This window comes from Acinetobacter sp. YH12052, from assembly GCF_013419835.1.
Classification (GTDB): Bacteria; Pseudomonadota; Gammaproteobacteria; order Pseudomonadales; family Moraxellaceae; genus Acinetobacter; species Acinetobacter amyesii.
In genome coordinates, this window is the sequence record NZ_VOZI01000003.1 from 141,924 (window position 1) to 153,991 (window position 12,068).

10 protein-coding genes are annotated in these 12,068 nt (G+C 40.7%); 4 read left to right on the forward strand and 6 right to left on the reverse strand.

Going from position 1 to position 12,068, the window contains the following annotated elements; all coding sequences use genetic code 11:
- Positions 1 to 7 precede the first annotated feature (7 nt).
- The 3 genes from FTU06_RS03225 to dapE all read left to right on the forward strand — a co-directional run bounded on the left by FTU06_RS03225 (position 8) and on the right by dapE (position 2,430).
- Positions 8 to 871 carry a DUF1853 family protein gene (locus FTU06_RS03225; protein WP_180144919.1) on the forward strand — a complete coding sequence of 288 codons (864 nt, stop codon included), beginning with the start codon at positions 8 to 10 and terminating at the stop codon, positions 869 to 871.
- Positions 872 to 1,025: 154 nt separating this feature from the next.
- Entirely contained in the window at positions 1,026 to 1,175 is a 150-nt protein-coding gene (locus tag FTU06_RS03230) for an entericidin A/B family lipoprotein (protein WP_078191053.1), read from the forward strand.
- Positions 1,176 to 1,296: 121 nt separating this feature from the next.
- Positions 1,297 to 2,430: a succinyl-diaminopimelate desuccinylase gene (gene dapE / locus FTU06_RS03235; RefSeq protein WP_180025835.1), complete on the forward strand. Its 1,134-nt coding sequence runs from the start codon at positions 1,297 to 1,299 to the stop codon at positions 2,428 to 2,430.
- A 69-nt stretch (positions 2,431 to 2,499) separates the two neighbouring features.
- Here the strand turns inward: dapE and FTU06_RS03240 are convergent, their stop codons facing one another.
- From FTU06_RS03240 to pilG, 6 genes are all read right to left on the reverse strand, one after another.
- Positions 2,500 to 2,967, reverse strand: coding sequence for a hypothetical protein (locus FTU06_RS03240; protein WP_180144922.1), 468 nt, complete (start codon positions 2,965 to 2,967; stop codon positions 2,500 to 2,502).
- Positions 2,968 to 2,970: 3 nt separating this feature from the next.
- Positions 2,971 to 7,485 (reverse strand): Hpt domain-containing protein, encoded by a 4,515-nt coding sequence (locus tag FTU06_RS03245; RefSeq protein ID WP_180144925.1) that lies wholly within the window; start codon positions 7,483 to 7,485, stop codon positions 2,971 to 2,973.
- Between the two features lie 162 nt (positions 7,486 to 7,647).
- A complete protein-coding gene (locus FTU06_RS03250) occupies positions 7,648 to 9,723 on the reverse strand; it encodes a methyl-accepting chemotaxis protein (protein ID WP_078191057.1) in 2,076 nt (691 codons plus the stop codon).
- Positions 9,724 to 9,767: 44 nt separating this feature from the next.
- Entirely contained in the window at positions 9,768 to 10,304 is a 537-nt protein-coding gene (locus FTU06_RS03255) for a chemotaxis protein CheW (protein WP_078191058.1), read from the reverse strand.
- Between the two features lie 6 nt (positions 10,305 to 10,310).
- Positions 10,311 to 10,679, reverse strand: a complete 369-nt coding sequence (locus tag FTU06_RS03260; protein ID WP_078191059.1) for a response regulator — start codon at positions 10,677 to 10,679, stop codon at positions 10,311 to 10,313.
- 29 nt (positions 10,680 to 10,708) lie between these two features.
- Entirely contained in the window at positions 10,709 to 11,092 is a 384-nt protein-coding gene (gene pilG, locus FTU06_RS03265; RefSeq protein WP_078191060.1) for a twitching motility response regulator PilG, read from the reverse strand.
- Positions 11,093 to 11,435: 343 nt separating this feature from the next.
- On the opposite strand from pilG, the gene FTU06_RS03270 reads away from it, so the two are divergent.
- On the forward strand, positions 11,436 to 12,029 hold the full coding sequence (locus tag FTU06_RS03270) for a hypothetical protein (RefSeq protein WP_373683064.1): 594 nt from the start codon (positions 11,436 to 11,438) through the stop codon (positions 12,027 to 12,029).
- The last annotated feature ends 39 nt before the right edge of the window (positions 12,030 to 12,068 follow it).

Sequence of the window (12,068 nt, forward strand, 5' to 3'; positions counted from 1 at the left end):
TTTCAATATGGCTGTAGCCCCGACAACATCGTCTTATTTTGAGCCATGGTTGCAATTTAAACAGCCCTTAGTTCGGCAGTTAGCTTTCTGTATTGCTAGCCCAAATATTCTACAGCAAATTCCCAATGAACTCGAAATCCGCTATCCCTTTCATTTTCATCCAAGCGAGCTTTGGCAAAAACATTTTGAAGCCTACCTTCCGCGTTTAAAACAACTCGAACAACACCCAAGTGAATTAGTAGAGTTTTTACAAAAATTAAAAAGTACTCGCCTTGGTTTACGTTTCGAAATGTTCATATGGTTTTGGCTTCTCGATCACCCATACCATCCATACCAGTTACTCGGACATAGCATTCAAAAAATTGACGGCCCTCGTACAGTAGGTGAACTCGATTTTGTTTTAAAAAATACCGAAAGTGGTGAAGTTGAACATTGGGAAGTGGCTTTAAAATATTATCTAGCCGAGCGTGATTTTCAATTACCTTATTGGTATGGCTTAAATCGTAGTGATACTTTGGCTCGAAAGCTCAATCATTTCACCCAAAAACAATTCCAATTTGATGAAGCACTTGGGCAGCAGATTCAACAGCGCTATTGCGTTTTAAAGGGTCAATTATATTTACCTATTCAGCGTACCAGCACATTACCAAACTGGGTCAATCCTGCACGTAGAATAGGTCAATGGGGACATGTCATTCCATCTACGAGTCAAGGCTATTATCGCCTACAACGACATGAATGGATTTGCGTGCAGCAGCAACCGACAAGTAAAACCGCACATTGGTGGACAGATGGTTTATATAAAAAAGACAGTGAGGAAAGCTATTATATGTATAGACAGCCACGCTTGATTTTGCCGCAAACGATTTAAGACTCAATCCACCATTTAGTAGAAATTTACATTTATTTACTCAACCACCGTAAAAACCACCTACTGTTTGATACGGCTATTTTTTAATCTAAATCTCACATCAGAATAATTTATCCCTCTAAAAATTATTCTTTCATAATGGAGAATACAGTCAATGAAAAAAATTTTAGCTGCATCACTTATGGTTGCTTTTGTACTGACAGGTTGTAATACAGTAAAAGGTGTTGGTAAAGACGTATCTAAAGCTGGAGATGCGGTAACCAATACTGCTGAGAAAACTTCGGAAGAAATTCGCCGCAATTAATTTCTTTCCCAAGAATTTATAAAAGAGCCCTATTTTTTAATAGGGTTTTTTTAGCTCTAAATTTCCCTTCGCTTGTTGATTCGCCTATTATATTGCGACATTTTTGACTTCTGTATTTAGCATGACCTCAACAGCAACTCTTGATCTCAGCCTAGAACTACTTCGCCAACCGTCGGTGACACCGATTGACCATACCTGCCAGAACATTATGGCGGATCGTTTAGCCAAGATTGGCTTTAACATTGAAAATATGCGTTTTGATGATGTAGATAATCTTTGGGCACGTAAAGGGACTGAAGCACCAGTATTTTGCTTTGCAGGTCATACTGATGTGGTACCTACGGGTAACTTGGATGCATGGGGTTCTGACCCATTTCTTCCTGAAATTCGCGACGGAAAACTATATGGTCGTGGCAGCGCAGATATGAAAACCGCGTTGGCAGCTATGGTTGTTGCTTCAGAACGTTTTGTTGCGAAGCATCCAAATCATAAAGGTTCGATTGCCTTTCTCATTACTTCTGACGAAGAAGGCCCTTCGATCAACGGTACAGTCAAAGTTGTTGAAACTTTAGAAGCGCGTAATGAAAAAATGACTTGGTGTTTGGTGGGTGAACCATCTAGCACCAACACACTTGGCGATATTGTTAAAAACGGTCGTCGTGGTTCGCTAAATGCCAATTTAACAGTTAAAGGTAAACAAGGTCACGTTGCTTACCCACATCTAGCAATCAACCCAATCCATACAGCTTCAAAAGCATTGGCTGAGCTTTGCGATACCGTGTGGGACAATGGTAACGAATACTTCCCTGCAACGTCGTTCCAAATTTCCAATATTAATGCCGGCACAGGTGCAACCAACGTTGTTCCGGGCACGATGAATTTACTGTTTAATTTCCGTTATTCAACAGAAGTAACGGCAGATGAACTCAAAGCACGTACCTTGGAAATTTTAGATCGTCATGGTGTTGAATATGACATCTCTTGGACCTTATCTGGTCTTCCATTCCTAACCCCAGTCGGTGAGTTAGTGAATGCCGCACGTGATGCCATTCGAGATGTTACTGGGACAGAAACTGAACTTTCGACCAGTGGTGGTACTTCTGATGGTCGATTCATTGCGCCTACAGGTGCACAGGTGCTTGAACTGGGTGTTTTAAATGCCACGATTCACCAAATCAATGAACACGTCAATGTGGCAGAGTTGGAACCACTTTCTGAAATTTACGAAAAGATTTTAGAAAACCTGTTGGCTTAAATATTCCCCACATAGTCAAAAAAAGGAACTCAATGGAGTTCCTTTTTTATATCTCGTTTTTTACAAATACTAAGCCGCTTGAAGCCCAATGCTGTTTTGAATATTGGCTAAATTTGGAATATGAAATACCTGATCGGCCATGCGTACATATTGGAAAATATTGGCGTCTTTCACGGTTTTTTCTTCATCAACCACTTCAGAAATACGCAGACGAATGGTTTTCGGCATTTCATTACACATCAGTGCAAAACGCTGTCCAACATCATCCCCTTCAATCACCAAAGCCACGCCCTGATTTTTTGCAGGATCATTGACTGAGAAAACAGGCAATTTCAATTCATGCCATTCAACAAAAGGAACATTGGTTGCACTATCGAGCGCTGAAAGAACAATATTTTGTGGCAACAACATTGGCTCTTTACCATGACAATCGATGATATACGCATCGATAAAACCGGTAGAAACCGTAATGAGATGTTGCAGTTCCTGCTGATCAATTTTATCGCTGACAACCTGAGAAACAGTGTTTTGGCTCATAAATTACCCCTGCTTTTCTGCAATTAAAGCTTCAATATTGGCAAGCAATTCAGCTTCTTGGAATGGTTTACCCATATAGTGAGTCACACCTAAGCTAAATGCACGCTCACGATGTTTTTCACCAGTACGCGATGTAATCATAATGATTGGCAAGTCACGGTGAATGTCGTGGTGACGGACTAAGTTTGTCACTTCGAAACCATCCATACGTGGCATTTCAATATCGAGTAGCATCAAGTCTGGACGGACATTTTCAAGCTGCTCAATTGCATCTACACCATCTTTCGCGGTCACGATGTCATAACCTTGACGTTCAAGTAAGCGTGAAGTCACCTTACGTACTGTCACCGAGTCATCGACAATCATCACTAAACGACGTGCATTGGATTGACGGCCCAAATCACGCTGTTCAGCTGAATGTTTAACACGCTGCGTAGTTTGAATTTGACGTGCAATATTTTGCCCATCCAAAATCAAACATACATGACCATCACCTAGAATCGTGGCACCTGCAATCGCGGCCACACTGGTAAATTGTTGACCAATTGGTTTCACCACGATTTGAGAACGTGAACCCACCAACTGATCGACCAATAAAGCAATGGTTTGACCACTGTTGCCTTTTATTAGCAATACAGGCAATGAATGACCAACATTATTTAAACGTGGAATTGGCTGGTTTCCAACGAACTCTGATAAATAACGTAGTTTGTAATTGGTGTTGTCAATTTTAAACACGTCATCCTTACTATTGAAGTAAGTTTCGAGTGCCGTCGGTGCAATACGGACAATACGTTCAATTTGCGCTAACGAAATTGCGTATTGTTGATCGCCGGCTTTCACCATCAAGGCATCGCTGACGGCTACCGTCGTTGGTACACGAATGGTAAAGGTCGTCCCTTTACCTAACTCAGACTCAACGGAAACATGACCACCCAAGGCTTTAATTTCACTTTGCACCACATCCAGACCAACACCACGACCCGAAATTTGCGTTACCGCTTGTGCCGTTGAGAAACCTGGATGGAAGATCAATTGCAAGATTTCTTGTTTATCGAGGAACTGATCTGCTTTGATTAAACCAAGTTTTAAGGCTTTGTCTTTAATCTTGGCTTCATCAATCCCTTTACCATCATCACTGAAAGACACCAGCACATCGGTACCCTGACGACTAATGTTCAAGACGATGCTACCCACTTCTGGCTTTTTCAAAGCCAAACGGTCAGCAGTATCTTCTAAACCATGGTCGACCGCATTACGCAGCATATGTTCAAATGGTGTCACCAAACGCTCTAAGATCGTACGGTCCAATTCACCTTCTGTATTTTGAACAATCAATTCTGCAGGACGGTTCAAGGTCGAAGAGGTTTGACGCACAATACGTTGTAAACGTGGTAACAAACGATCAAATGGCACCAAACGGGTACGCATCAGACTTTCTTGAATTTCTGACTGAATACGTGATTGTTGTAATAACAGACCTTCCGCATCACGGATTTTTTCTGCCAAAGTACTCTTGAAGTCAACCAAATCCGACGCAGATTCGGCTAGAGATTTTGACAATTGGTTAATCGATGAATATTGGTCCATCTCCAATGGGTCGAAATCCGCATAGCGTGAATTTTCAGAACCATGTTTGGCAATAATTTGTGACTCAAGCTCACCATCCATTCGACGTAACTGGTCGGCAAGTCGCTTGATGGCCAACTCCATTTCATTCAATGTATTACCTAGCTGACCTAAGTCCATCTCGATACGTGAACGGTTAATCGAGTTTTCGCCTGACAAGTCAATCATCTTCTCGACGAGGTCGGCAGAGATACGAATCATCTCATTACTATTATCAGACGAATTGGCTTCAGACCATTCACCTAGCATGGATGGTGGTTCAACACCATCACCTTGAATAAATCCAAAGCCTTTGCTAACAATACCTTGTTCTAATTCTGCAACACGGTTTGGTAATTGAACCGTAACATCCACATATTGAATGGACTCTAAGCTCAATTTGATACTGTCAAAATTACTATAGTCATGGTTAAAGATCGCTTCTTTTAACCATGCCAAGGTCGTTTTGAGTAAGCCGTCATATGCATTTGAGTTGAAATGATGAACCGCGAAATGCTCAAACGTCGTCTCTAGTTGATACGCAATTGCGGCAACAGGTTCATTTTCAACCATACGTGCACCACCTTTAATACTGTGGGCAGCACGTTGTAATTGAAGTAATACGTTACGGTCACTACGTTGCTCAGTCCATTGATTTAATAATTGAACGGCTTGTTCAAGAATTTCCTCAGACTCTTCAAGGAAGGTTTCTTCCATGACTGAACGTAGATCGTCATCTGGATGCTCAACATGTTCAGCAACCGCATGTTCAAGATGTTCAACAGCAGACTCAGTGTGAGCAGTGGTGTGAGCTTCAACCACTGCGTCTGCTGTGTCTTCAGCAATATTCATCGGCTCTGACACCGACACATCTGGCTCTACTGTAGCCTGTTCAGTTTCAGTTGAAATAGGAGCTGTAGCCAATGCAGCAGGTTCTGAACGCTCTCCTGCCACAATTGACTGAATATTCTTGAGAATATCGATGACATTATTCGCAGGGTAGTCGATCCCTTGATCACGAATGGTTTGAATACGATCTGAAATATCATCCTGCACCAAGCGAATAATCTGAATCAACGCAGGCGTAATCGAAATTTGCTGACGAATAATGCGCTCATAAATCGATTCTAATTCATGCGAAATTAAACCCACATGAGATGCGGCAATCATATTTGCACCACCTTTTAGGGTATGCAAATAACGCATTAAATTATTCAAAGCTGAAGTATTGGTCTGATCACGTGTCCAAGTACTGAGGTCTTGGTCAATCCCCACCAATAATTCTTCTGCCTCTTCAATAAAGATCCCTAAAAGATCTTCATCAAAGTCATTATTCGCATCCGCCGCTTGCATCTGTTGATGATCAAGTTGGATACGCTGACTTAATTGTGCAAAGTCTACTGCTGTTGTATTTGGAACAGCGGCTTTATCTTCTGCAGTGGCAACAGGTTCGGCAACGATATTGGCTTCTTGTGTAGTCATTGCTGCAACTGCTTCAATGTCTTGTTGAACAAATGTAGCTAGCTCATTTAAGAAACGTTGAACCTCTTCACTTAACACTACACGCTGACCCGCAGCTAAAGTGTCAAATAAATGAATAAACTCTTGATGTGCTTGCGCAAATAACTCATAGCCATAATCAGCATGGAGTAATTCAGGCTTTTCAATTAAAGACTGATACGCTGCACGCAGTTGAGTTGTGAAATCATGGATTCCAACAGACGCACGATTATCCGTATGTTCAATCAACTCTAAAGCTTGCTGACTGAGCTGTTGAATATAGTCTGGGAATTCAGCAAGGGCACGTTTATCAAACTCAAATTCAGCATCTAATAACTGATCAATATTTAATTCGATTAGTTTAGAAACCAAACCTTGCGGATTATCTTCAGGCGCCAATTGATCTTGGCTTGCAAAACCATAATCATCCCAAGCGGCTTTAAAGGTTTCATAAATAGACGCAAGATTTGCCTTATCTCCTGAACGCAGCACGTGTAAATAATCACGAACAAATTCAGCATATTGAATCAATAAAGCAGTTTCTTTCGAGCTCGATACGATTTCGTCTTGTAATAAGGTTTTGAATAAGTTTTCAACTTTTGAACTGGCTTCAAAAATCTCTTCGATTTGCGCCATTGACGAACTACCACGCAAGGTGTGTAGCGCGCGAATCAAGCCATTATAGTCTTGTGATTTACTGTCATCAGATTGGAGGAACTGATCAATCGTTTGTAGATGTTCTTCAGCTTCTTCAATAAAAATGCTCACTGTCTCTTCGACCAGTGACGCATCTGCATCCACTTGCTCAAGAACAGGTTCTGATTCAACGACCACATCAATCGTGCTTTCAAGCACTTCTACAGGTGACGTAGCTTCAACATCAGTCAGTTCTAAACCAGTGACATCATCTTCAGATTTTAATTGATCTGCCAGTTTTAATAATTCTTCGAGTGCAGGCTCAAGGCTGATATTTTGTTGTAATTGTTGCCCCATTAAAACCAATGGACGTAAGTCAACATCCAATTCGGCAACATTTTTAAACCGTGGATAGAGCTTATATTGATAAACATTTAAAACTGTTTGTGCAAACTTTTGAACGTTCGGCGTTAACTGTACCGAACCCGCAATAACACGGTTCAGCGTATCTTCAACTGCCCATGCAGATTCACCCGCCGATTTTGCCCCGACCATACGACCCGAACCTTTCAGGGTATGGAAATGACGACGAATCGTCGTTAAAGTGTCTTTATCTTGTGGATTTTCCAACCAAGTTGTAAATAAACCCGCTAGTTCTTCAAAGATTTCTTCTATTTCTTCAACAAAAATCTCTAAAATTTCTGCATCTTGATCAAGATAACTATCTTCAGGAAGCGTAGTTGTTTCAACTAAATTTTTTAATATTTCTTTCATAGCTAAGGCTTCTTATGTTTTGCCACCAAGAAGGTTGCTCAAACTTAATTGTAACCATCACCTAAGACTTAACTGTGACGTTAAGTTCACCTTATCGATGTGTTATCTGTAATCGGTGCAGTACCCTAACCGTAGCTAAGGTACTGCAGGTTTGCGCCTGACTTACTCTGGGAGTTTAAAGTCAGATACAGATTCACGTAATGATTCAGCCATGTTCGCCAATTCAGATACCGAACGTGCAGTATCAAATGTTGCACTGGTGGTTTGCGAGGTAATTTCTTGTACAACGTTCATCGTTGTCGCAATATGACCTGCTGAAGCAGACTGAAGTTTTGCAGCATCCGAAATGTTTGCAATCAGTTTCGCCAAGTTACCCGATACAGACTGAATTTCATCCAGTGCTACGCCGGCATCCTTAGACAAGTTCGCACCACGTACAACTTCCGAAGTCGTTTGTTCCATTGAAATTACGGCTTCGTTAGTATCCGTTTGAATGGTTTTTACCAAGCCTTCAATCTGTTTGGTTGCAGACGCTGAACGTTCCGCAAGACGCTGTACCTCATCCGCTACCACGGCGAAACCACGACCTGCTTCACCCGCCATCGACGCCTGAATTGCTGCGTTTAATGCCAAGATGTTCGTTTGGTCGGCAATATCGTTAATCAGTGCGACAATGTTACCAATCTCTTGAGAAGACTCACCCAAACGTTTAATACGTTTTGAAGTTTCTTGAATCTGCTCACGAATCGTGTCCATACCTTCAATTGAACGGTTTACAACATCTGCACCGTTTGCAGCAATTTGTACTGAACGTTCTGCTACGACAGCTGATTCTTCAGCGTTCGAAGATACTTGGTCAATCGACATTGCCATTTCGTTAATCGCGGCAGATGCACCAGCAATCTCTTGCGCCTGATGCTCAGATGCTTCTGCAAGCTGGTTGGTAATACCCTGCGTATTCGCCGTATATTGTGCAACTTCTTGAGAAGTTTCTGTAATACGCGATACAAGGTCACGTAATTGGTCGATTGCGAAGTTAATCGAGTCGGCAATCGCACCGGTAAAGTCTTCAGATACCGTCGCATACGAACGCAAGTCACCGTCTGCAAGATCGGCAATTTCATCGAGTAAACGTAAAATCGCGTTCTGGTTACGGTCATATTCTTCTTGAAGACGGGTTACACGGAATTTATCCGATTGACCACGTAAAGAAAGAAGTTTGAATACACAGATCAAGAAGGCAGTTAAAGCAAGAATCAACAGTACCGCAGGTAAAATGGTTTTCAGACCAGTACTAGAAGACAATTGATTTAAGTTACCCAACAATTTGTCTGACTCTGCAAAAATTTGTGAAGATGCTTTACGTACGTTCACAATTTGCGTTGAGTTTTTCAAAATTGTCGCAGCCGCTGATTTTAATACGTCATCATATTCAGCTTTAATACCTTCAAGTGACTCACGTAATTCAGGGCTTTCAATACGTTGTACACCAAGCTCTGTACTACCATCCAATTGAGCATTTAAGTACAAACCAAAGGTTTCAGTATCAGCACTAAAGTCATCTGCAGACTCACGTGAGCTATCAGAACCTGAAAGCACCGAACTGATCGAACGTAAAATACGTTCCGCAATGAATACTTGGTTTTTCGCAATTACCACCTGGTTCGAAGGCATGTCTTGACGTGCCATTTGGTCGACCATCAAGTTATATTCAGCCTGAATCCCCGGAATGGTTTCACCAATCGCGATGTTCGTGTCATATAACTTGTTAATGATTTTTTGTTGCGAAGTAATCAAGTCAATACTTTTTGAAACTTCAGCCCACTGCGTATCTACAGATTTCAGCGCATCGGTATTTGCATGAATATCTTTTACAGTTTCTAAGTTTTCTTTGAACGAATCTTGAGAAGCAATTAATTTTTTCATTGCATCTTCAGTACCTGAAGCTGTTGCCTCAGTTGCTTGACGCGAAATTGTTTGCGAAAGAAGACGGAGTTCACCCAAACTTTGCGTTAATTGGTTACCGCGAGGAACGCTATAGAATAGGTATAATAAAATGATCGTTGCCAGTACTAATGAACCAATCGCACCATAAATAAATGGTTTGGATTTTTCACTATCACCAAAAACTCGAGATAATTGATCTGTCTGTGATTGCAGTTTTGCCAGAAAAGCATTACCGCCTTTACGACCACTGGTGCTTTCACCCGTATTTTTCTTTTTAAGTTTAAAGCCCATTCAGCTTCTCCCCGATTACGCCTTCTTTCGTTCGTGCGCGACAATTAATTTATAAATTTTATAGATGCGTTCATGTATTTTGGATTTTGCAGTAAACGACTGAAGAGAAATACATTCCACTGCTGGTTATGCTGGTGGAAATACCCCTGACAATATTCCTGTAAATTTCGATCCAACTCATTATGTTTAGAAAAATAACTTTTCTTATTAAAGTGTTGAATACCCAAAACTTGATCGACTACCAAACCGACATAATGGTCATTATGACTAATACATAAAACTTTTTGAGTCGGTGAAAAACTACTTCGATGACCGGTTATATATTGTGCTAGGTCAGACAAAGAAAGTAAGCGTCCCCGAATATTGGCTAGTCCCATCACCCAAGGTTGGGTGTTAGGAACTGGCGTATATTTTGGTGGGTAGATCACTTCAGCTACTTCACCTAAAGGAGCAACGTAATATTGCCCCATCATCTCAAAAGCAATGCCTGACCATCGGTTTACTTCATTTTCAGTGGAAACGTAGTTTTTGTTTCCTCGTTTTGCGATTCGAAGTAATTCGATAAATCCATTTGCTGCCATAGAGCTTTATCCTGCATTGAGGTGTTGCTTAATCACATCAATTAATTGTTTTTCGTCTACAGGTTTAGTTAGATAATCAGAAGCACCTTGGCGTTTACCCCAAACACGGTCAGTTGCCTGATCTTTGGTACTTACAATGACAATCGGGATATGTTTGGTGGTCGCACCACGTGCAATTTGACGTGTTGCTTGGAATCCATTCACACCCGGCATTACCACATCCATTAAGACCAAATCAGGTAACTCAGCTTGAGCCATTGTCACACCATCTGCCCCATTTGAAGCTTCAATCACTTCAAAACCGTGTTTACCTAAAATTTCTTTAAAACGGAATGTTTCTGTTGGTGAATCATCAACGATTAGGATACGTGCCATGCTTTTTCCCCAAAAAATAAAAAATCTAATTAAGCTGTAACGTGATTACGGATTGCATTCAGCAATTCATCTTTACTGAATGGCTTCGTTAAGTATTCATCCGAACCCACAACACGACCCTTCGCCTGATCAAATAAACCGTCTTTACTTGAAAGCATAATCACAGGAATATTTTGATAATTTTGAGAGTTTTTAATCAGGGCACAAGTTTGATAGCCATCAAGACGTGGCATCATAATATCGACAAATACGATATCTGGATTCGCATCTGCAATTTTTGAAAGTGCTTCAAAACCATCTACAGCAGTGACGACTTCACATCCTTCACGCTGAAGCAGCGTTTCGGCCGTACGACGAATGGTTTTTGAATCATCAATTACCATGACTTTTAGATTTTGGAATTTATCGTCCATTTATTGACCCTACCCATTGAGGATGTACAAACAATTAAGTTAGCAGCATTATTATTTACAAGTTGTGAACATTTTTAACATATCTTTACTTGCGTTTTCAATGAACATTTTCTGCGCAAACACACAAGATTTCTTGTTTTTATTAACTGCTTCACACTTTCCGATGACCAACGATTTTTTTTTAACTTGGAATAGTATTTAATTGTCTTAATTAAGCATATTATAGCAAGATTATTACTTTAAAATAAGTAATTTAGTCAACTTTAAACTGGGGAGTACAAGGTTGAGTTCGTTTACAAAAAAAATTCACTTGATTGGCCTTAAACATTTCTCAAAAAAAGTCATTCTGACGACATGTTTACTGGCTTATACCCCGCTTTTATTTGCTGCACCAACCAATACGCAGCAACCACAAAAGGCGACTTGGTATCGTTACTATGACAGTAAAGGCATAGCAAACATCAGTACCAATGTGACACCAAATCACATCCGCTATGGTTATGAAGCACTTGATCAAAATATGCAAGTGATTAAACGTAACCGCCCCTACAATGCTGAAGCGGACGTTAGACAAGCTCCTCAGCGTGCTGCCCAAGCACGTCAGCAAGCTTCAGATATCAAACTTAAAAAAGCCTATACCAATAGCCGAACTGCGGCCATTAAAAAGCGTGATGCACTGACTGGTATACGTAAACAGATCGTGTTTGAACAAGAACAATTAAAACAATTACAAAATGATCGTGTATTATTTGTTCGCCAAGAACGTGAACATTTTCGAAAAGGTGAAACCGTTCCGGCAAAATTAAAAACAATGTTGGATAATAATCAAAAAAATATGGTAGCGAAAAAAGAATACATTCAATCGTTACAAACTCGCTATCGAAATACAGAAGCTGAATACGACAGAATTATTACGCGTTTAAAAGCGATGGAATAAACTTGTTATTCAATTGCTTTTGTAGACCGCTGATATAAG

Excerpts from the sequence above, each read along its gene's own strand:
- FTU06_RS03245 (WP_180144925.1), bottom strand. The coding sequence starts at position 7,485 with ATGAAAGAAATATTAAAAAATTTAGTTGAAACAACTACGCTTCCTGAA.
- FTU06_RS03250 (WP_078191057.1), bottom strand. The coding sequence starts at position 9,723 with ATGGGCTTTAAACTTAAAAAGAAAAATACGGGTGAAAGCACCAGTGGT.
- pilG (WP_078191060.1), bottom strand. The coding sequence starts at position 11,092 with ATGGACGATAAATTCCAAAATCTAAAAGTCATGGTAATTGATGATTCA.
- FTU06_RS03255 (WP_078191058.1), bottom strand. The coding sequence starts at position 10,304 with ATGGCAGCAAATGGATTTATCGAATTACTTCGAATCGCAAAACGAGGA.
- FTU06_RS03240 (WP_180144922.1), bottom strand. The coding sequence starts at position 2,967 with ATGAGCCAAAACACTGTTTCTCAGGTTGTCAGCGATAAAATTGATCAG.
- dapE (WP_180025835.1), top strand. The coding sequence starts at position 1,297 with ATGACCTCAACAGCAACTCTTGATCTCAGCCTAGAACTACTTCGCCAA.
- FTU06_RS03260 (WP_078191059.1), bottom strand. The coding sequence starts at position 10,679 with ATGGCACGTATCCTAATCGTTGATGATTCACCAACAGAAACATTCCGT.
- FTU06_RS03230 (WP_078191053.1), top strand. The coding sequence starts at position 1,026 with ATGAAAAAAATTTTAGCTGCATCACTTATGGTTGCTTTTGTACTGACA.
- FTU06_RS03225 (WP_180144919.1), top strand. The coding sequence starts at position 8 with ATGGCTGTAGCCCCGACAACATCGTCTTATTTTGAGCCATGGTTGCAA.